General features: G+C 64.3%; 20 protein-coding genes. 7 read left to right on the forward strand and 13 right to left on the reverse strand.

Features of this window, described 5'->3' with window-relative positions:
• The first annotated feature begins 1 nt into the window (after nt 1).
• Genes AC0QDI_RS05880 through AC0QDI_RS05895 form a run of 4 tightly spaced genes read left to right on the forward strand, consistent with a single transcriptional unit; the run spans nt 2 to nt 2,869 of the window.
• Nucleotides 2–679: a DUF7288 family protein gene (locus AC0QDI_RS05880; RefSeq protein WP_474666182.1), complete on the forward strand. Its 678-nt coding sequence runs from the start codon at nt 2–4 to the stop codon at nt 677–679.
• Entirely contained in the window at nt 673–1,581 is a 909-nt protein-coding gene (locus tag AC0QDI_RS05885) for a hypothetical protein (protein WP_474666184.1), read from the forward strand. Before AC0QDI_RS05880 ends, AC0QDI_RS05885 begins: the two co-directional genes overlap by 7 nt.
• Nucleotides 1,578–2,075, forward strand: a complete 498-nt coding sequence (locus AC0QDI_RS05890) for a DUF7266 family protein (RefSeq protein ID WP_474666186.1) — start codon at nt 1,578–1,580, stop codon at nt 2,073–2,075. Before AC0QDI_RS05885 ends, AC0QDI_RS05890 begins: the two co-directional genes overlap by 4 nt.
• Complete coding sequence (locus AC0QDI_RS05895; protein ID WP_474666188.1) at nt 2,075–2,869, forward strand: DUF7289 family protein; 795 nt, start codon at nt 2,075–2,077, stop codon at nt 2,867–2,869. Before AC0QDI_RS05890 ends, AC0QDI_RS05895 begins: the two co-directional genes overlap by 1 nt.
• A 27-nt stretch (nt 2,870–2,896) precedes the next feature.
• Here the strand turns inward: AC0QDI_RS05895 and AC0QDI_RS05900 are convergent, their stop codons facing one another.
• The 9 genes from AC0QDI_RS05900 to AC0QDI_RS05940 all read right to left on the reverse strand — a co-directional run bounded on the left by AC0QDI_RS05900 (nt 2,897) and on the right by AC0QDI_RS05940 (nt 13,619).
• Nucleotides 2,897–4,123 carry a hypothetical protein gene (locus tag AC0QDI_RS05900; RefSeq protein ID WP_474666190.1) on the reverse strand — a complete coding sequence of 409 codons (1,227 nt, stop codon included), beginning with the start codon at nt 4,121–4,123 and terminating at the stop codon, nt 2,897–2,899.
• A gap of 126 nt (nt 4,124–4,249) precedes the next feature.
• Nucleotides 4,250–5,194, reverse strand: a complete 945-nt coding sequence (locus tag AC0QDI_RS05905) for a CheR family methyltransferase (protein ID WP_474666192.1) — start codon at nt 5,192–5,194, stop codon at nt 4,250–4,252.
• On the reverse strand, nt 5,191–5,706 hold the full coding sequence (locus tag AC0QDI_RS05910) for a chemotaxis protein CheD (protein ID WP_474666194.1): 516 nt from the start codon (nt 5,704–5,706) through the stop codon (nt 5,191–5,193). The genes AC0QDI_RS05905 and AC0QDI_RS05910 overlap by 4 nt, the downstream gene beginning before the upstream one ends.
• The gene (locus AC0QDI_RS05915) at nt 5,703–6,971 is read right to left on the reverse strand and encodes a chemotaxis protein CheC (RefSeq protein ID WP_474666196.1); all 1,269 of its coding nucleotides are present in this window, start codon (nt 6,969–6,971) and stop codon (nt 5,703–5,705) included. Before AC0QDI_RS05915 ends, AC0QDI_RS05910 begins: the two co-directional genes overlap by 4 nt.
• Nucleotides 6,968–7,573 (reverse strand): chemotaxis protein CheC, encoded by a 606-nt coding sequence (locus AC0QDI_RS05920; protein WP_273740443.1) that lies wholly within the window; start codon nt 7,571–7,573, stop codon nt 6,968–6,970. Before AC0QDI_RS05920 ends, AC0QDI_RS05915 begins: the two co-directional genes overlap by 4 nt.
• A gap of 34 nt (nt 7,574–7,607) precedes the next feature.
• On the reverse strand, nt 7,608–11,117 hold the full coding sequence (locus tag AC0QDI_RS05925; RefSeq protein WP_474666198.1) for an Hpt domain-containing protein: 3,510 nt from the start codon (nt 11,115–11,117) through the stop codon (nt 7,608–7,610).
• Nucleotides 11,110–12,327: a chemotaxis-specific protein-glutamate methyltransferase CheB gene (cheB, locus tag AC0QDI_RS05930; protein WP_474666200.1), complete on the reverse strand. Its 1,218-nt coding sequence runs from the start codon at nt 12,325–12,327 to the stop codon at nt 11,110–11,112. The genes AC0QDI_RS05925 and cheB overlap by 8 nt, the downstream gene beginning before the upstream one ends.
• Complete coding sequence (gene cheY / locus AC0QDI_RS05935; protein WP_006181855.1) at nt 12,324–12,686, reverse strand: chemotaxis protein CheY; 363 nt, start codon at nt 12,684–12,686, stop codon at nt 12,324–12,326. Before cheY ends, cheB begins: the two co-directional genes overlap by 4 nt.
• A 138-nt stretch (nt 12,687–12,824) precedes the next feature.
• Nucleotides 12,825–13,619: a chemotaxis protein CheW gene (locus AC0QDI_RS05940; protein WP_474666203.1), complete on the reverse strand. Its 795-nt coding sequence runs from the start codon at nt 13,617–13,619 to the stop codon at nt 12,825–12,827.
• Nucleotides 13,620–14,118: 499 nt separating this feature from the next.
• Here AC0QDI_RS05940 and AC0QDI_RS05945 point away from each other — a divergent pair, with 499 nt between their 5' ends.
• Together AC0QDI_RS05945 and AC0QDI_RS05950 are read left to right on the forward strand one after the other, a co-directional pair.
• Nucleotides 14,119–14,946, forward strand: a complete 828-nt coding sequence (locus tag AC0QDI_RS05945; protein WP_474666205.1) for a hypothetical protein — start codon at nt 14,119–14,121, stop codon at nt 14,944–14,946.
• Between the two features lie 219 nt (nt 14,947–15,165).
• Nucleotides 15,166–15,621, forward strand: coding sequence for a chemotaxis protein CheW (locus tag AC0QDI_RS05950; protein ID WP_474666207.1), 456 nt, complete (start codon nt 15,166–15,168; stop codon nt 15,619–15,621).
• 62 nt (nt 15,622–15,683) lie between these two features.
• Here the strand turns inward: AC0QDI_RS05950 and AC0QDI_RS05955 are convergent, their stop codons facing one another.
• Genes AC0QDI_RS05955 through AC0QDI_RS05965 form a run of 3 tightly spaced genes read right to left on the reverse strand, consistent with a single transcriptional unit; the run spans nt 15,684 to nt 17,678 of the window.
• Complete coding sequence (locus AC0QDI_RS05955; RefSeq protein WP_474666209.1) at nt 15,684–16,454, reverse strand: DUF5803 family protein; 771 nt, start codon at nt 16,452–16,454, stop codon at nt 15,684–15,686.
• A 1-nt stretch (nt 16,455) separates the two neighbouring features.
• Complete coding sequence (locus AC0QDI_RS05960; protein WP_474666211.1) at nt 16,456–17,160, reverse strand: DUF2110 family protein; 705 nt, start codon at nt 17,158–17,160, stop codon at nt 16,456–16,458.
• Entirely contained in the window at nt 17,160–17,678 is a 519-nt protein-coding gene (locus AC0QDI_RS05965) for a transcription factor (protein ID WP_098723932.1), read from the reverse strand. The genes AC0QDI_RS05960 and AC0QDI_RS05965 overlap by 1 nt, the downstream gene beginning before the upstream one ends.
• Before the next feature lie 243 nt (nt 17,679–17,921).
• Here AC0QDI_RS05965 and AC0QDI_RS05970 point away from each other — a divergent pair, with 243 nt between their 5' ends.
• Complete coding sequence (locus AC0QDI_RS05970) at nt 17,922–18,917, forward strand: MBL fold metallo-hydrolase (RefSeq protein WP_474666213.1); 996 nt, start codon at nt 17,922–17,924, stop codon at nt 18,915–18,917.
• Nucleotides 18,918–18,983: 66 nt separating this feature from the next.
• Here AC0QDI_RS05970 and AC0QDI_RS05975 read toward each other — a convergent pair whose 3' ends face one another.
• Nucleotides 18,984–20,561, reverse strand: coding sequence for a class I adenylate-forming enzyme family protein (locus AC0QDI_RS05975; protein WP_474666216.1), 1,578 nt, complete (start codon nt 20,559–20,561; stop codon nt 18,984–18,986).
• Between the last annotated feature and the right edge of the window lie 33 nt (nt 20,562–20,594).

Genomic DNA, 20,594 nt, shown 5'->3' on the forward strand with positions numbered 1-20,594 from the left:
GATGATCGGGTCGAACACCTCACCACAGGCGGAGACTGACCGCGGTCAGGCCTACACCCTCGAGGGATTCATCGGTGCGATGATCGTGTTGATGGCGCTTTTGCTCGCGTTGCAGTCGGCGGTGATCACGTCGTCGACTGGTGGCGGTGTCGACCGATCGGTGCAACCGCAACTCCAGCAGGAGGTCACCGACACGTTGACCGTCGCCGCGACGGGCCACGGACAGGGTGAGAACGGATCGCTTTCGTATATGATCCGCTACTGGAACGCCAGTGAGGATCGGTTTCACGGAGCTGCTGAACTGACCGAACCGGACGACGTCTACGACGAAACCGAGTTCGAGGACCATTTCGTGCTCGGAGAGGTCCTCTACGATCGATTCGGTCAATCCGGCCGGTATTACAACGTCGAACTCGTTGCCGAGGACGAAGACGGCGATTTGACGACTCACCAGATGGTCGATAACGGCGATCCGTCGTCTGAAGCCTACACTGCGAGCTACACCGTCACGTTGTACGAGAACGATACCCTGACGGCACCGGGGAGCAGAGACGACGGGATTACTCTCGAGGAGGCCGCCAACGACGACGATATCGAGTACCCGATTCCGCCTGCCGACAGTGGCGGCGGCGACGATCCGGTGTACAACGTCGTGGAAGTTCGGGTGGTCGTATGGTAGGCGACCGCCACCTGATCACGGGCCGCCGTAGCGAGGTCGACGGTCGCCGCGGCGATCGCGATCGAAATCGCGGACAGATCATCCTCATCGGTGCGATCGCGCTCGCGTTCATCATCCTCGGTCTCGTCGTCATCTTCAACGGTGCCGCCTACACCGAGACGCTCGCGCCGGATTCGGCCGGTCAGAGCGGGTCCGACGCGACCGTCGTCGAGTACGAACTGGAGCAGGGGATCGGCGGGATCGCACATCGGGGCAATCTCCGCGGGTGGGACAGTACGTACGAAAGCACGCTCGAGGACGTGATCGAAGACACCTACGAAAGCGACTATCGGAACATAACGGCCTCGAGCAGGTCGTCGATCGTCGACATCGGATCGATCGCTGTTGCCGAACCTGCGAGCGTCAAGACGGATCAGTCCGTCTCGAACACGGCGGTCACGATCAATCAGACGGTCGGCCACCTCGAGTTCGACCTCGAGTCAGACGGAACGGGAGAGATCACGATCGACGAGATGGATACCGGAGAATCGGTGACAATCGAAGAAGACACGATCGATGGTTCGAACGGCTTCAAGATAACTGGTGTTTCGGGCAACACCTGTAGGGTCGAGAACGACAACGCCAGAATCAATCTCGTCACCGGCGCGATCAACGCAACGACATCGGGGAACTGTGACCGGACGCTGTTAGAGCCGTCTAACACGGCGAATCTCGAGATCGACGGCGACAGTAATGCGGCTGGAACGTACGATATCGTCGTTGAGGGGAGCGGACTGCTCAACTCCGTATTCGGTTCCAGCAGTGCCGGGGCATGGAAAGTCGGTGTCACCGTCACCTACGAATCGAACGCGGTCACCTACGAGCGAACGCAGACCGTTTCCGTCTACGGTGATTCGACATGAGCCTCGAGTTCGACCGCGACGATCGTGCGGTCTCGATTACGGTCGCTCACGTCCTCTCGATCGCGATCACGACGATCCTCATCGGCATGCTGCTGACGGGCGCCGGAACCATGCTAGACGCCGAGAAAGAGAGTAGCACCACGACGTCCCTCGAGACGGTGGGGGAGCGCCTCGCCGACGAGATCGGAAACGTCGATCGGATCGGCGGCCCGACGACCGACAACGTCACGGTCACGACCGACCATCCGCGGACGGTGGCGGGAACGCGCTATACGGTCGACCTGCTCGAGGACGACACCTGTTCGCAGGCCCCACTGCTCGACGATTCGAACCACTGTCTCCGATTGACGGCGGACAGCGTCGACGCCGTCGTCTACGTCCCGGTCAAAATCGATGCTGGCGTAGACGGAACGGAGAACGCAGCGACCGGCGGACTGATCGAGATCGGTTACGACAGCAGCGACGATGAACTTTCGATCACGGAGGGACGCTAATGAGACGAACACGGCGGCAATCGACTCCGACAACGGCGACCACCGATCGCGCGGTCTCGGACATGATCGCGTTCGTGCTCGTGTTCGCGACCATCCTCACCTCCGTCGCCTTGCTGTCGACGGTCGGGTTCCAGTCGATGACCGACTATCAGGAGGGCGAACAGCTTCGGAACGCCGAGCGGGCGATGGAGACGCTGGCGAACAACTTCAACGACGTGTTGCGATCCGGAGGGATCGAGCGACGGACGAGTGGACTCTCGCTTCGGGAGGGGACCGTAACGACCGGTACCGGCGGTACGGCGGTGAATATCTCCGTCGACGGGACGTATATCGGCGATCAGGTCACTCGAAACTCGAGTACCGGTAGCGCGATCGACCTCGGCACGTTCGACTACGAAGCCGGTTCGGACACCATCGCCTACGAGGGTGGCGGCGTCGTTCGGTCAAGCAACGACGGCGGGAGCGTCGTTCTCGAGCGGCCGCAACTGAAATGTTCGGACGATCGGGCGATCATCTCGCTCGTTGCGATCGATGCGGATAATCGGTCCCTCCAGAGCAGCGGCAACGCCGAGTTCAGGATCGTCAGTCAGAACCGGGAAACGTACGTTCGAGAGAACGTCGATAACGTTTCGATCGACGTGACGGAGACGGAGTACGACGGGGCGTGGAAGGCCACGCTCGAGCAACCGAACTGGAACGGATACCCCCAGGCGACGTGTGATCCCAGCGGGTCCGATATGACGGTCATCGTTACCGTCGTCGAGGCCGACATCCAGATTCTGACCGCCGGCTGATCACCGGCCGACAAAACGGCTGCTCCGTTACTCCCAGTCCCCGGTCAGCATCGCTCGCAGTCCCGCTCGAGCGGCTAGTACCTCGACGCGAGCGGCACGCTCGTCGACGTCACCGGCGGTTTCGAGAACGAGGCCGTTCGATAGTCGTTCCGGGGCGTCCATCGGTGAACCGTCGGCGCGGACGGGATCAGCGTTGAGAAGCGTCCGATCGCCGTCTTCCGGGGACCACGGCAGTTCGACGCCGGCCAGACCGCGCTCGAGGAGGTAGTCGGCGGCCTCCACGAGTGCCCCCGCAGACGTCGAGTGTCCGATCGCGCCGATCGAACCCCGATCGTTGAAGAATCGCACGACGTATTCGCCGTCCGCGTCGCCCTCACGTTCCTGGCGGTTGTCGTCGTCCGTCTCCGTATCGGCCCTCGTCCGGGTCGGGTCCCCGTCCTCATCTCGGGCGGGGTGCTCTGATCGGTCGGCGCTGCCGGTCGCAACCGGACTGTCCGCTTCGCTCTCGAGATCGGTATCCGCACTCGAGTCCACGTCGACGGTTCGCTCGCTCGTCGGCTCGCCCTCGCCGATCGTCGACTCGCTGAACCGGATCGAGACGTCCGCGTCGTCGTCCGGCGACGCACCCCCGTCCTCGGTGAACGCGACGACGAGCTGATCGAGGAACCTGTCGGCCGCTGCTTCGAATTCGTCGGCGTAGAGCTCACCTTGCGCGGTGTCGTCCGCGAGTTCGTCGGCGATCGACTCGACGAGCGTCGGCCGCTCGACCGCGAGCCGTCTGGCGACGTGGCCCCGAGTGTGTCGTCCGAGTCGCTGTCCGACCGCCGCCCGCGAATAGTCGGCGATTACCGACTCGTTCGCGGGGAGTTCCGCGCGCTCGAGCGCATAGTATTCGACGGCGGTCGTGCCGGCCAACAGGAGGTACTGACGGCCGTTCGTGTAGATCGCGCGGTTGACCCCCGTCCACGCCATCGCCCGGCTGAGAGCGTTCGCTCGCGACTCCTCGAGCGAGTCAGTCGCGGACTCGGCGGCGACGAACAGGCCCGGCACCGAGTCGACGGTCGGCACGTACTCGAGACGAACGTCGTCGACGAGCCGATCGGTCACGCACGACTCGGCGCGGACGGCCCAGCCGAGCGTCTCGATGAAGGGCTCGACGAGCCACGTTCGAGTCTCCCGCAGGGTGGTGAGCGGCGAGGCATCGACCACCGCCGCGGTGCGGGTGACGAACGCATCGAGGTCGAGCGAAGGCATTCGTCGGACGTATTCGGCGGACCAACATGTAACGATTGGTTGTCTTCCAACTCGCGAACCCGTCTCGGTTACTATCGGTTGCCGCCCGAGGCCGACGGCTCGGTCACGATGCCGTTCGAACGGTCGTTAGGACTCGGAGTTCGGGTTCGGACGCCGGTCGGATCGCTCAGCGTTCGAACCGTCGCCCTCTCGCTGGTAAATTCGCAGGCGCGCCTCGCGGACGTCGAACGCCGACTTGAGCGTCGGCGGGATCGTCTCGGCCTTGCCGATAACGAGGTAGCCGTCCCGCCGCAGCGACCGCGCGATCGTCTCGAGCATCGGCTCCTTGTACGCGTTGTCGATGTAGATGAACAGGTTGCGACAGATAACGAGGTCGAACCCCGACTTCGGCTCGTCGTTGATCAGATCGTGGCGCTGGAAGCGGACGGATCGTTTCACGGCGTCGCCGATCCGGTAGGTCCGACCGTCGACGTCGACGTAGCGGCGATAGTCGTCGAGAAAGGAGAGTTGCTCGTCCAGATCGATGGTCCGCGATTCCTCGTAGACGCCGTTGCGCGCCGTCTCGAGCGCCGGGGAACTGATGTCGGTCCCGAGGACGGAGACGGCCGACTCGTCGATTTCGGGATCGTCGTGGGCGAGCATCGCCACCGAGTACGGCTCCCGGCCGTCGGCACACGCGGCGCTCCAGACCCGGACCGCGTCCCCGGTCTCGGAGAGCCGTCGGAGGATCGTCCGAATTCCGGCCCAGACGTCGGGGTTGCGAAAGAACCCGGTGACGTTGATGCTCAGCGCCTCGAGGAGCGCGTCCTGTTCGTCCGGATCGGAGCGAAGCGTTTCGAAGTACGCCGCGTAGCTGTCGTTCTGGGTGCGCCGCATTCGGGAGGAAACGCGGCGGTCGAGATAGCTGTCGTTGTAGTGGCTCGTCGCGAACGCCAGCTCGTCCTCGACGAATTCGAGAAGGGCGGTGAACGCGTCGTCATCGGCGACCGCTTCCCCATCGGCAGCGTCGGAACCGGTGCCGGCAGCGCCGTCGGCGGTCGCGTCCGTCTCGCCACCGCCGTCGCCGGTCACAGTTCCGTCACTCCGTTGTCGCCGTCCGAGGACTTGATGGTGAGCGTTCCCGTTCCCGGCGTGAACTCGACGGTCCGACCGTATTCGCCGCCGACATCTTCGGCCTCGAGCGGGACGCCGAGTTTCTCGAGTTCGCTCTTCGCGGCGGCGATGTTTCGCTGGCCGACACCGTCGCCGAAACTCTCGAACTCGAACATATCGCTGCCGCCGGCGATCTTCGCCTCGACGGTGGTGTAGTTAGCACCCTGCTCGACCATCCGGCGCAGCAATGCGCGGATCGCCGTGTCGGCGTACTTTCCGGGTTTTCGGTCGCTGTTATCCGCGGCGTCGCCGTCGGGCAACATGACGTGTGCCAGGCCGCCGATTCCCGATCCGGGATCGTACAGCGCGATGGCCAGGCACGAACCCAGCCCGTAGGATTTGAGCGTGTCGTCGCCGTCACTGACGACCAGTTCCGAGATGCCGACCTGGACCGGCGTCGGTGCGCCCGGTTCGGTGCCGTACGTCTTCATGTGGTATCGACTTCCTGGAACTCCGCCGTCGTCGGGGCCTCCTCGATCCGATCGACGTCGAGGTTGTTCAGCGCCCGCTCGAGATCCGATTCGTCGGGGATCGCGTACACTTCACAGTCGAACTCGCGGCCGTCGGCCATGACGACGGTGTCGAAGACGAACGCGAAGTCCTGATTCTCGCCGAGCTGGATGATCACCGGGTCGACGGCCGCCGCGCCGATATCGTGGATGAACTCCGGCGGCGAGTGATCGATCGTCGTATCGAGGACGTTCGCCCAGCCGTCCAGAAATCCGCTGGCCATGATGTTGCCCAGCTCTTTGATCGCGCTGGTCCCCATCTCGCCGAAGCCGTCTTCATCCACTTCCGTCGGAACCATCGCGTCGACGATCTCGTGGGCCGACTCCTCGTCGAACAGGAAGAGGAGATAGCCACTGGGCATACCGTCGAACTCGAAGGCGACGCCGACGAGTTTCTCGTTCGCTACCTGTTCGGGGATCGCCTCGAGCGAGACGAAGTTGAGCCGACGGATCTCGACGCTGGTGTCGATCCCCGTCAGCGTGGTCGCCGTCTTGGCGACCTCCTCGGCACCCCGCTCGGCCATCCGATCGAAGCCGTCGAGTTTGTCGTACTCGATGCCCTCGCTGGTTCGCAGTCGCTCGAGGAGCGTCGCCATCGACTCGCGTTTCGGGAAGAGGTAGTGACTGAATCCGACCTCGGTGCCGACGGTCTCGATTCGACTCTGGAAGAGCAAGGCGAGATCGTCGTCGCCCGGGGCTTCGTCGATATCTCCGAAGAACGGCTCGGCGGATCGGCCCTCGACGAACTCCGGCGTCGAGACGTCGATGACCGCCTCGAGCACGTCGGCCCAGCCGTCGATGAAGCCGCTGTTGATGATGTGGCCGACCTCGGTCGCGGCGCTTTCGGTCATCTCGTCGAACTCGGTGACCTCGCCGACGTCGGCGTCGACGTCCGCGTCGGGGTCCGCTTCCGCGAGCAGCGTTTCGACGATACGGAACGCGTTCTCGCGCTCGAAGACGACGACCGAGTAGCCCTCGATCGCGCCGGTCAGCTTGACCCGGACCCCGACTTTCTCGGTCGAATCCTCGAAATCGCGCCGGATCTCTTGGCCCCGCATGAAGTTGAGTTTCGTCACGCCCAGTTGCGTCTCGACGCCGAGCATGTGCGTGAGTCGGCCCGCCGCGAGGCCGGCCCCCTCTCGGGCCATTCGGTAGAACGTGCCGAGCGCGTTGACGTCGAGTTTCATGCGGGGTGGACTTCGATGCCGTTGACCATTTCCACGAACTCTTCGAGATCGGGGAACGCGTAGATCTCGGCTTCGATCTGGTAGCTCGGGACCGACAGGTCCGAGTCGAAGAACAGCGCGAGGTCGTCGCCACCGAGCCCGGCCGTCCGGGTGACGATGTCACCGGTCGGCGCGTAGACGAGCTGGGGGGCGGCGATATCGATCGCGCGCCCGAGCACGTCGGCCCAGCCGTCGATGAAGCCGCTGGCCATCATGTTCCCCATCTCCTCGACGGCGCTGCGGGCCATCTTACCGGAGACGTCTCCCATGTCGTCGACGACGTCGCGAAGCATGATCGCCGTGATCTTCTTCGCGCTCGCCTCCGGGAAGAGAATGAGGATGTGTCCGTGTGGCGGGTCCAGCAGTCGGACGCGGACGCCGACTCGCTTCCCGCCGTCGAGTTGAGACCCGATGTCGTCGACGTCGATGAAGTTCGTCTTGGTCACCTCCATCTGGGCGTCTTCGCCGGTCAGTTTACTCATGTTATCGGCGACGCCGTTCGTCCCGACTTTCGCCATTTCGTTTATGAAGCTCAGCTTTCGAATGTCGACCATCATCGTCATGGATTCCTCCGTAGGGTTGGGTGGTTGCGTTCGTTCATAGTGTCGTCACGTCAAGGATGTTGACTACCTCTCCCCGTCCCCGAACCGTCGCACCGCTTATCCCCGGCACGCCGCTCATGAAGCCCTCGAAGGGCTTGACGACGACCTCCTGCTGCCCGTGGACGTGGTCGCAGAGCAACGCGACGTCGCGGACCTCGCCCCGGATCCGGACGACCATCCCATCGCCGTTCGCGCCGGGGGTCGGCGTCTCGAGGACGTCGGCCAGCGAGACGACGGGATAATCGCTGCCGTCGCCGGGGAGGACGGATTCGCCGTCCACCGTCTCGATCGCCCCGGCGGACTCGATGTCCTGAACGGCTTTGGTCGGGACGCCGAACTCTTCGCCGCCGCTTTCGACGAACAGGATCTCGTCGATGGCGACCGTTACCGGGAGCCGCATCGTGACGGTCGTCCCCTCGCCGTCCTCGCTGTCGATCGAGACCGTGCCGTCCAGATCTTCGACCGTCCGCTTGACGACGTCCATCCCGACGCCGCGACCGCTCACATCGGTCACCTCGTCGACCGTCGAGAGGCCGGGACGGAAGATGAGGTCGAAGGTCTCGTCGTCGGGCATCGCCGCCGCCTCCTCCTCGTCGAGGACGTCGGACGCAACGGCTTCGGAGCGAAGCCGGTCGGGATCGAGTCCGGCACCGTCGTCTTCGACCGTGATCGTCACGCGATCGCGCGCGCGATCGGCGTGCACCTCGACGGTCCCCTCGCGGGGTTTCCCGGCTTCATCCCGGTCTTCCGGCGGTTCGATCCCGTGGTCGACGGCGTTGCGGACCAGGTGGATCAGCGGATCGCCGATCCGATCGAGGATACTCCGGTCGAGTTCGACGTCCTCGCCGGTCATCTCGAACTCGACCGCCTTGTCCTGCTCGCGGGCGATGTCGCGGACGACCCGCGGCAAGCGGTTCGTCACCGTCTCGAGGGGCACCAGACGGATGTCCATCACCGTCTCCTGTAGATCGGTCGTCAGGCCCGACAGCGCGTCGAGTTCCGTCTCGAGAGCGGCATCGCCGTCGTCGTCGGCCTCGGCCGCGTGCCGGAGTCGGACGCGACTCGTCACCAGTCCCTCGACGAGCGTGAGCAGCGAGTCGATCTGTTCGACGTCGACCCTGACCGATTGGATTTCGTCGGTTTCCGCGTCTGCATCGGGCCGATCGCTCGTCTCGGGGATATCGATCTCCGAACGCTCGAATTCGGGTTCGTCGACGATCCGTACGGGCGCTTCATCGTCCGCGTCGGCGTCCGAATCGGCCGAATCGTCGCCGAACGACGCCGCCGACGGACCGCTCGAGTCGTCGGTTTCCCCGGACGCGGCGGGCGAGTCGAAGTCGACGCCGCCGACGTCGAACTCGGCGGTTCCGGCGAACGCCTCGTCGTCGAGGTCCTCGGATAGGACGTCTCCGAACTCGCCCTCGAAGTCGTCGTCCGCGTCGGAGTCGACCGACTCGGTCGCGGGGTCGTCGAACGGCCCCTCGTCCTCGCCATCGAACGCCTCGTCGTCGAACGCCCCCGAATCATCACCTTCGAACGGGTCCGGGTCGTCCGTCGACTCCTCGAGGTCGTCGCCGAATGCCGCCGTCGGCTCGAACTCCGCGTCGACGTCAGCGTCGAAGGAATCGTCGGCAACAGTGTCATCGTCCGCAGCGGTGTCTTGCTCGACATCGTCCGGCGCGGACTCGAGACCATCGCCGCTCTCGACACCGTCGCCGCTTTCGAACCCGGTTTCGTCGGTCTCGAGGGTGGAACCGTCGCTTTCGGCTGTATCGTCATCGACTCCATCAGCGTCAGTTTCATCGGTATCGTCGCTGACCGTGTCGTCCGCGACGTGTTCGTCGACGACGTGTTCGTTCGCGACGGCGTCATCGGGACCCTCGTCGGCCGTCGCGTCGTCCTCGGCTGTGGCGGCATCAACCGGGCCCTCGCTGGAAACGTCGGGTGTCGAGTCCGTCGGTTCGGACTCGTCGACCGGATCAGACGCGGGCTCGGCCTCGATCTCGCCGTCCGGTCCGCCAGCCGCGTTATCGTCGGCGGTCACTTCCTCGTCGGGTTCGATCGCCGTCTCGAGGTCGCTGTCAGCCGCCACCGAGTCCGCGTCCGCGCCGGCGGCCGCCGCAGTGTCGACACCGGGTGCATCGGTCTCGTCCTCGTCATCGGCCGCGTTCGCAGCGACGGCCTCCTCCGACTCCGCATCGACCAGTATGTCGTCGACCGCGCTCTCGGACGGCTCTTCGCCGTCGAGGAACGCGTCGTCGTCGACGTCCTCGCCGAGGAGTTCGTCCATACCCACCTCGTCTTCGTCGTCGAACTCGTCGAACTCGAGTTCCGCGAGCTCGTCTTGCAACTCGTCGAAGCCGACCATTTCGACCTCGTCTTTGAGTTCGTCGAAGACCGCGCTGGCGTCGTCGACGTCATCGTCTTCGGACGCCGAGTCCGTCCCGACAGCAGCGGGACCGTCGTCGGTCGCCGTCTCCGAGTCGAAGGTCGACGCGTCGTCGTCCTCGAGGGGCGTTGCGGGCGGTTCTCCCGGTTCGTCGTCGAGATCGCCCTCGTCCAACAGGTCGTCGAACGAGCCGGCCTCGCCCATGTTCTCGAAGACCTCGAGTTCGTCGTCACCGACGTCCTCGACCATCTCGTCCAAATCGTCGAACTCGGTGAACTCGTCGAGAAGGTCGTCGACCTCGAGATCTTGAGCTTCCTCGGCTGAAATGTCGTCGGCCCGTTCGGCCGCATCCGCGAACCGATCCGCCGTCGGCGCCGCCTCGTCGGCCGTCTCGAACCGATCGGAGACGTCGACGAGTTCGAAGTCATCGACCTCTTCGACCGGCTCGAGACCGGAGGAGATGGCGCTCTCGCCGACCGCAGTGGCGAAAACGGCGTCGAACTGATCGCCGTACGCCGCGGCCTCGATCGTCTCGCGCGGCGGCTCGGTCCCGATCAGATCGAACGCGTCGATCAACGCGTCGACGACCAGCTCGCCGTTGTTGACGCCCTCTCGGTCGGCGATCGAAAGTCGAGCGAGATAGACATCGTGACCGTCGTCGGCCGGCGGATCGAACCGCGAGCACACGTCGTCGATCTCGTCTGTCGCGGGCGCGACGAGTCCGGTTGCCGCCTCGTTCTCGGCGTCCTCGAGGTGCGTTCGAAGCGCCTCGATCGTCGCCGACGGATCCGTCTCGATCTCGCCGGTCGCGGCGACTTCGTCGACCAACGTCTCGAGCTCGTCGACGCCGTCGAAGACGACGTCCATGAGCTCCGGCGTCACGTCGATCTCGTCCCCGCGAACGGCGTCGAGCAGATCCTCGATCGCGTGGGCGAGGTCGCTGGCCGCATCCAGCCCCATCGCCCCGCAGTTCCCTTTGAGGGTGTGGGCGATTCGAAAGATGTTCTCCATCGCCTCCTCGTCGTCGGGATCCCGCTCGAGGGTGAGCAAGGCGTTGTTCAGTTCCGTAATTCGTTCTTCGCTCTCCTGAACGAAGTCTGTCAGATAATCAGTCATCGGTCTCACCGTCCGTCGTGAACGCGTCGACGATCGCGTCGGCGATGCCGTGGGCGGGAACGACCGCGTCGACGCAGCCCGTTTCGATCGCCCGACAAGGGATGCCGAAGACGGGGCTCGTCGCCTCGTCCTGGGCGATCGTCCGGCCGCCCGCGGCTTTGACCGCCTCGATCCCGGCCGCGCCGTCGCGCCCCATCCCGGTCAGAACGACGCCACAGAGCGCGTCGGAGACCCGTTCGGCGGCGCTTTCCATCGTCACGTCGATCGCCGGCCGCACGCCGTGGACCCGATCGCCGTCGTCGAGTCGCAAGCGGAGGCGGCCGCCGACGTTGTTCGCAACCTCGAGATGGGCGTTTCCCGGCGCGACCGCGGCCTCGCCGGCCGCGAGCCGATCGCGATCCGCGGCTTCGGTGACGTCGTACGCGCTCCGAGCGTCGAGTCGTTGGGCGAACCGGGTCGTAAACTCGGGAGGCATGTGCTGGACGACCAGCAGCTTCGCCTCGAGAGCGGCCGGAAGGCGTTCGAACAGTCGTTCGACGATCTTCGGGCCGCCGGTCGACGCCCCGAGGACGATGGTCGGTGCCTCCGCCCGTTCGCCGTCGACGGCGACCTGTTCGGCCGCTTCGTCGGTGGCGTGCGCAGTCCCGATATCGGGAGCGGCGTCGGGACCGGTCGTCCCGCTGTCGTGACGAAGCTGTGCGTCGGATCCGCCGCCCGCGACGGCGTTTCCGGTCACGGTGTCGTGTCCCGGGCCGCCGGCGCGTCCCGACCGGGTCGAGTGTGCCGCCGCGGTAGCGCGAGCGAGCGCGACCGACGAGACGTTCGCCTCGGCGAACTCGTCGACCGTCGCGACGACTTCGTCCGTGAGGTGGGCGATATTGCGCGAGTCGGAGCCGTCGGGCTTGTGAAGGAAATCGACGGCACCGCGCTCGAGGGCGTCGAGCGTGGCCTCCGTACCGCCTTCGGTGTGAACGCTGAGCATGATGATCATGGTCGGGCTCGTCGCCATAATTCGCTCGACGGCGTCGATGCCATCCATCTCGGGCATTTCGACGTCCATCGTGACGACGTCCGGATCGAAGGTCCCGGCGAGTTCAACAGCGTCCGCGCCGTTCGCCGCCGTTTCGACCTCGTAGCCGGCCGTCTCGAGCGCGTTGCCGATGACTGTCCGCATGAACCTCGAGTCGTCGACAACGAGTGCTCGCGTCATGCCGCGACGACGTCTGAGAGGGCCTTTCTAACGCTGGGCTCCTCGAACGGTTTCGTCACGTAGCCGTCAGCACCAGCTTTCACGGCGAGTTTCATTTTCTCACGCTGTCCAACGCTCGTACACATGATGACGCGGGCGTCCGGATCGATTTTCTTGATCGCCGCGGTCGCCTTAATGCCGTTGCATTTCGGCATCACGATATCCATCATGACGATGTCGGGGTCGTGTTCTTTGTACAGTTTGACGGCTTCTGCTCCGTTGGACGCCTCCCCGAGAATGCGGTAATCCTGTTCCAGGATCTGCCGCAATAGGTTCCGCATAAAATGAGAGTCGTCCACGATGAGCACCCCTGTCGACATTCAGTAGTACACCAAACGTCCGTAGAGATACAACTACCATAAATGCTGTCTCTCGATTATCAGTCGTGATAAACGTCGATTCCGCCCCGGAGACCCCACTCAGAGCAAAGGATCGGAAACCACCGGTTCGCAGCAGTCTTACCGCTTTCCCGACGCCAACAGCAGCCGGTCGATATCGACGAGCGCGGTCGCTTCGACGACGATCTCTTGGGTCGAATCGCCCCGCTCGATCTCATCGACGTCGTCGCCGGCGTCCTCGTCCGGTTCGATCTCGAACGTCTCCCCGACCGATTCGCCGACGCCGCCGCTCGAACGACGAACCGACGACAGGGCCGCGGAACCGCCGCCACTGACTGCCGCTCCGGCTCCGGGCGTCTCGACACCGTCGTCGGTCGATCCGTCCGCGCTCACGCGTCCGACGCGTGGCTCCGGTTCCGGTTTCCGTTCTTGCGTAACGAGTGCGAGGACCAGGGGGTGGTCGAGGGCGTCGCCCGACAGCTCACTGGCACCGACGGTGTCCGCGTCGATCACGTCGCTTTCGGGGACGGTCTCGACGCCGATCACCTCGTCGACGCGGATCGCCGCCGACTGTCGGTCGCTCGAGCGATCGAGCACGAGCAGTCGTTCGCGGCCCGAGCGGGATTCGGAAACCGGGAAGTGAACTCGCGGATCGATGACGGCCGTGATCTCTCCCCTGAGGTCCATCAGCCCCTCAATCGCGGGCGGTGCGCGCGGAACGCGAGTTAGCTCCGCCGGTGGTTCGGTGATCGTTCTGACCGCGTCGACCGGGAGCGCGAGTCGGTGTTCGCCGACGCCGACGAAGACGAACTGGCGGAGTTCCTCCTGCTCGTCGTCCCCGCCGTCCGAATCGCGGGTGCGATCGGCGTCGTCGATATCGATTCCGAGGAGCTTCTCGGAGAGGTCCGGGGCCATGGTCTCGTTCGTGTATCAGCGCCCATCACTAAAACGTTGACTCTACTTTGACAGTCAGTTGATTGGACAGTATCCCGTTTCGCAAACACTGTTTGTCGACCGGATCCGGAGTAATAGTACTCGGCTCGAGAATGACTGCTTTCCCATTGTGGTTTCCGTTCTTTCCGTCGTTCCCAAGCCATCCGGACCGGAATCAACGCGATCAGCAACCTACGTAATTCAGTGATTCAATTCCGATATCTTTCCAAAGCAGTGAGGCTATCCGTCTTTCCCGTCTAGGCCGATACCGGAGCAACAACGTCGGCGGCCGACAATTATTCTCCAACCGCACAAAATAGTTATACCGTATCGTTCATATAATAAATGATGATCGTCACTGATCCGATAAGCGACGGTTCCTCTCGTTACGGTCCACCACTACGCCGGTCATCGCTCGCCACATCGCACGTGAACGACTCGAGAAAAATTTCCTCTCCAGTAGCCCGTTGAATTGTCTGGTATGAATCGCCCAAACGAAACCGCATTCGCACTCGCCAGCCTCGGTGGGCTCGCGAACGCGGTCATCGTCGTCGGCCTCCTGTTCCACTTCGAGTATCCACTGGTCGAGACGACCATCGGGTTCGCCTCCGTGGGGGCCACTGCATTCGTCTTCGGATTTCTCCCGGTGTTGCTCTCGGTCAGAACGGGATTGATCGCGCCGACGATCGGGTTCCTGACACTACTGATCGGCGTCGCGCTCGTCGAGATTATCACGCCCGCCCCTGAGCGAGTGGGAGAACTCGGTAGTACCGATATCGTAGAGGGACCGTTTTACGTCTATGAGTACGCCGATTCGTGGTACGTCTGGCTCGCGTTGCTACTGGTCGCTGGCGTCGGCGAGTTCGCGATCCGACGTGGATACGGTCTCGGAGACCAGCAGCTTCGCCGAGTACCAACACTGCCGCTATCGCAGGTCACGTCCATTGGTGTCGCCGTCGGCCTCGGGGGCCTCCTCGGTGCTACGACGGCCATCCTCGCCGGCGTCTCTCTCGGGCTCGGACCGATCGAGAGCCTGATAACCGGGTGTTTAGTGGCAGCGGCAACTGCCATCCCGCTCGTCGCGTTACTGTCATCCGGTATCGTCGCTCCGTTTGCGCTGTTCGGGTTCTGGATCGTGCTCGTCATCCGCGCGCTCGTCTTCGGCTCTCCGACTGGTATCGCCGCGCTCGTCGTCCCCGGCTTGCTGGCGATTCTTTGTGCGGTCGTTTGGATCGTCGAACACCTACTCAGGTCTCGATTCCGCGGCTGGAACGGCGGTCGGTTCGCCAACAGCGTACGGCCGCGATAATACGAATGAAACGGTAGTAGCCACTGAAAGTTATTGTACATCCGATCGCGCGGCAGCGTTACGATCAGTGTGTAAATCGTTTCAGTTGGTGTTATGGCGACCGTCACCCCCGCGAGCTCACGTCGGGATCACGGTAATTCCGCCCAGCCAATCCCATACTCGAGATAATATGTAGGTCATCGTAACACTTATTTTCCGACCGGCCATGCCTCAGACAGAATGGGATCGGCGTCGAACCGCGGAAACGATACTGACGAACGCGTGACCGTCCTCACGTTCGACCTCGAGGAGCGGCGATACTGCGTCAGGGCCGAGTCCGTGGCCTCCGTGCTGGGCGTCGCCGACGACGCGTCCCTCGCCGACGCCGCCGATCCGTGGAACGCGGGGACGATCACCGTCTCCGGCGAACGGGTCAAAGTGGTCGATCTCCCGCGAGTGTTCGGATCGACGTTTCGAACGGCGACCCGGGTCGACGAGCCGAAACTGCTCGTCTTCGCCGTCACCGACGAGACGGACCGCTACTACAGCTGGCTCGTCGACCACGTCGAGGCGACCAGAACCGTCCGAACGGCCGCGCTCGAGCCGCCACAGACGAACACGACCCACGTCAAAGGCCGACTCGAGATCGACGGCTCGGACGTCGTCTGGCTCGACGAACGAACGATACACGGCTGAGCGGCCGTCCCGACCGGAGCGAAGAAAACACTGAGCCGTTCGGAAAAGCGACGGCGAACTGACTACAGGAGTCCCGGCGGCCCGCCGTCGGAATCGTCGTCGACGTCGACGCCGAACTCCTCTCGTTGCTCCCGGAGTCGCTTGACCTGGCGGTAGTAGTAGCCGATCCCGATGCCGCCGATGAGGACGACCGCTCCGATGAGACCGAGGAACAGCGGGATGTCACGCGCGAGGTAGTATCGAAGCGAAATCGTGCTGTCCTCGTCAACCTCCTCCCAGTAGAGTCGCTCCCGATCGTCGACAATCGTGCGCTCGTACCCGTTCGGCGAAACGTCGCCGAACAGGAAATTCGACGTCCGATGCCCCTCGGGAACCAGCACCTCGTAAGAGCCCGCGACGTAGGCCGGCTGCTGGAACGTCTTGCGCCCGGCCTCGCCGGAGAACGCGAGCGTGCCGTCCCCGTCGGGAACCTGGACGGTGGTCATCGACCCGCCCTGTTCGATCTCGAGTTCAGAGCCCGTGACGACGGTGCCGTTCGGATACCAGTACCGAACGCTGTGGATGTTCAGCGGTTCGTCGCTGAAGAGGGTCGATCGGTAGAGCTCCAGTTCGTCGGTCCCGCTCAGATCGTAGACGGCACGGAACTCGCCATCGCTGAGCAGGTTTCCGTCCTCGAGCGCGATGGTGACGTCGGCGTCGGTGTCGCGGATGTCGCTGTAGTTCTGTTCCTGATCGAGTTGTTCGTCCGAGATCCCACCGGAGAACGCCGAACAGCCCGCCCCCAGTATCAACAACGCGGCCGCAATCGTCGCGAGAGCGAGCCGGCGGTTCATACTAGGGAACGACACAGCGGAGTTCGGCCGGGAGGTACTCGCCGACGCTCGCGAGGAGTCCCGGCGGGTCGGTGTTTTCGGTACAGATGACGCTCTGCTCGAGCAGCCCGAGTCGTTCGACGGTGACGTAGTCCTGCGCGTGGCCGGCGCGGTTGAGCGTGGCCCGAACCTCGGCTCGCGTCGCGCTGTTGACGTTGAGTCGGCCGTCGCCGCGGGTCCACTCGTAGAGCCGATCCTGTTCGGCGTCGGCGAGCCGGGACGGAGCGACGTCGGCGTCATCGTCGCCGTTCGCATCGCCGCCGTACACGAACTGCAACGGCAGATGCTGAACGAGCCCGTACCGATCGCGAATCTGCGTCGCCGACCCCGGACCGAGCCCGAGTTCGTCGGTCGGGATCCGGACGCCGTCGCCCTGTCCAGCATCGAGGACGAACCCGTCGTCGTCCCAGGACTCGAGCGTGCCGACGTACGTTTCACCGGCCTCGAGGTCGGGGACGATCTCGCCGAACTCTTCGCGGAGGACGTTGCGCGCGACGGTGGCGTCGTCGCCCTCGATCGTTACCGACGGGAAATCGTCGTGGCGAATCCCGATCTCGAATTCCACGTCGAGTTCGCCGATTTCGTTGGTGACCAGCGATCGCAGCGAATCCAGCGACCGCTCTCGGGCGTCGCCTTCGACGTACAGCTTGGTTGCGAGTACGACCATTAGGCGTCCAGGTTGAGTTCGTCCTCGAGCGACGCGAGGCGGTCGTCCATCGCGTTGACCAGGCGGTCATTATCCATCGATTCCAGCGGCGAGCCACACTCCGGACACTCGAAGCCGAAGTCCATCGCTTCGCCGAACTCGAATCGGATCGAACAGATCTCGCAGAGGTAGAACTCGTGGTTGCGCTCGTACTCCCGGCGGTCGTCGAGCGCCTCGTGGAGCCGGTACATCTCCTCTTCTAGATTCTCAGGAATGTTGTCGTATTCGAAGGTCCAGAGGTAGGTCAGCCACCCCGAATCCTCGTCGCGCAGTCGCCGATACGTGGCGAGATCGTTTTCGTACAGAATGAACAGCGCGCGCCGCACGTCGTTCAACTCGAGGTCGAGTTCCTCGGCGAGCTCCTCGTCGGTCACTTCGCCGTCCGGCGGTGCCGCAGCGACGGGCATCCCCTTGGGACCGACCAGCTCGTGCAAATATTTCTGGATTACCGGATCCTCGAGCAGGTCCTCAAAAGCCATTACCCCCATGTAACGGCATGGAGCCATTAAAGCTTGTCAAGTGCCCCGCTCCACCGAGTCGGGATCCGGCGGTTCGGTATCGCGCTGGGCCGAGACTCCGTTTCCCTTCGCTCTCGGAGAGACCGTTCGACGAAACGCACACCGGGCAGATAGAGGCGATTTATGCCTCGAACGGACGAATCCGACCGTCGGCTGCGCGTTCGGACGCGACGTTTATGAAGCTGGATCGCACTTCTGGGGATAATGACTACCGACGCTTCTTGCAGCCCCGTTCGAGCCGACGACGCTCTCTCGCGGATCCATCGCCTCGAGTTCGACGTTCCCTGGCCACCGAAACACGTCGCCGCCTACCTCCTCGAGGGGCCGGAACCGATTCTGATCGACGCGGGCGCGCCGGACGACGCGGGCGAGGCGGAACTACGCGAAGGACTCGAGGCCGTCGGCTTCGAGCCGGCCGATATCGACCACGTTTTCGTGACCCACGTTCACAGCGACCACATCGGGCAGCTACCGGCTCTCAGAGCGGCCGGCGCGACGGTTCACGTCCCCCGAGCCGGGCTGTCCAGAGTCGATCGCGATCTCGAAACCGCCCGCGAGGGCTTTCGTGAGATGGCGACGGCAGCGGGCTACGCGGGCGACGAGCGCACGGAAGTCGTCGAGGAGGAACTCGGGGAGCTGCACCGCGATCGGCGGCTGGTCGACCCGGAAACCGCCCGCGCAATCGAACCCGATGCGACGTTCACCGTCGGTGATCGGACGTTCGAATCGTTCTATACGCCGGGCCACGCGGTCGATCACCTGTGTTTCGAGACGACGGTCGCGGGGACGACGGTCCTCTTTTCGGGCGACGCGCTCATCGAGCCGTTCCGCGCCGGGGCCTTTCAGGTCGGGCTCGATCGGGGTGCCGACGAGGCCGTCGACGCCTACTACGAGGCGATGGATCGGCTGACCGAGGCGACCGCCACGCACGTCTTCCCCGGCCACGGCCCGACGTTCGAGGATCCCCAGCGGACCGTCGGCGCGACGCGCGACCGACTCGACGCGCTCCTCGAGAAGACGCGAGCGGCGACCGCGGCGATCGAACCCGCCACGGCGCTGGAGATTGCCGAAGAGCGCGTCGGCGACGTTCGGCACATGGCTCCGGTGCTCGACACGATCGGAGCGCTCGGGACGCTCGAAAATCGGGGCCGAGTATCGTCCGAGACGAGAGACGGTGTCCGGTACTACGAGACGGGGTGAGTGGAAAGCGAGCGCCCAGCACAGCGAGCGCCCAACGCTGCAGGCTCGACGCGGCGATTCGACGCGTTACTCCTCGCCGTCCTCGAGCTTGAACTTCTGAATCTTCCCGCTCGTCGTCCGCGGGAGTTCGTCGATGAACTCGATCTCGCGGGGGTGTTTGTAGCTAGCCACTTCCTCGAGACAGAACTCCGTCAGCTCCTCGGCGGTCACGTCGCTGCCGGGATCGACGCCGGCGGCGGGGACGACGAACGCCTTGGGCACCTCGTTGCGTCGTTCGTCCGGAATCCCGACGACGGCCGCGTCCGCGACGGCCTCGTGCTCGAGGAGGAGGTTCTCGAGTTCGCTGGGGTAGACGTTGTAGCCGGCGGTGTTGATCATGTGTTTCTTCCGGTCGACGATCTCGTAGTAGTTGTTCCCGTCGCGGCGGGCGATGTCACCGGTTCGGAAGTAGCCGTGCTCGGTGAAGGCCCGCTCGGTGGCCTCGGGCAGGTTGAGATACCCTTTCATGACCTGCGGGCCGCGGACGACGAGTTCGCCTTCCTCGCCGGGCGCGACCTCGTCGCCGGCCTCGTCGACGATCTTGGAGTCGGTCATTCGGAGCGGCTGGCCGATCGTGCCGTGTTTCAGGCCGAAGGTCGAGCCGCTCTGGGTGTGGGTCGCGCCGTGGGTTTCGGTGAGTCCGTACCCCTCCGAGATGTCGACGCCCGCCGTCTCCTCGAACCGTTCTTGCACTGCAGTGGAGAGCTTCGCGCCGCCCTCGGAGGCCGACTCGAGACTGCTGAGATCGTACTCGCCGAACTCCTCGGACTCGACCATGTCCGCGTACATCGTCGTCACGCCGACGAAGTGGGTGATCCCCTCGTCCTCGATGAGTCGCATGCACTCCCGGGCGTCCCACTCGAGGGCGCTGCGGAAGTAGAGGCGGCCGCCGCCGACCAGCGGCTGGAGCGCCGTGTGGGTGAAGCCGGTGATGTGGTAGAGGGGGAGCCACGTGAGGCTGCGCACCTCCTCGGGCTCGACGTCGACGTTCGAGGCGGTCAGGGGCCACATGAGCTGGGCACGGGTGTTCTCGTGCGTGAGCTGGACGCCCTTCGGATCGCCGGTCGTCCCCGACGTGTAGGGTAGCAGCGCCACGTCGTCGTCATCGCGATCGACCAGCGTCGGCTCGCCGCGCAGTTCCTCGAAGGCGCGGTCCGCGTCGTCCCGCGGCCAGTCCTCGCTCCGGATGGTGATTATTTCGGGCTCCATCCCGGCATCCTCGATCGCTTGATCGACGACCTCCCGCAGCGCCGGATGGGTCACGATCGCGCTCGCGTCCGTGTCTTCCATCTGGTAGGCCACTTCGCGGCGCTTGTACTGCGGGTTGACCGGCGAGATTTCGACGCCGGCCTTGAACGCGCCGATCGAGGCGACGAGGTACTGCGGACAGTTCGGCAAGAAGAGCAGCAGTCGGTCGCCGGGCTCGAGACCGATATCGTGGAACCCGCCGGCGAGTTCGGCGGTCCAGTCGCGGACCTCCTCGTGGGTCCAGCGGCGACCGTGGTGTTCCATCGCCTGTGCGTCCCCGTGTTGTGCGGCGGTCTGGTCGAACAGCTTCGCGACGTTGCCCTCCCGCACGGACTGATCGACCGCTTCCAGATCCATGACTTGTGATACCGAAGCCCGTTCTTAAAATCG

This window comes from Natrinema sp. LJW11, from assembly GCF_056135975.1.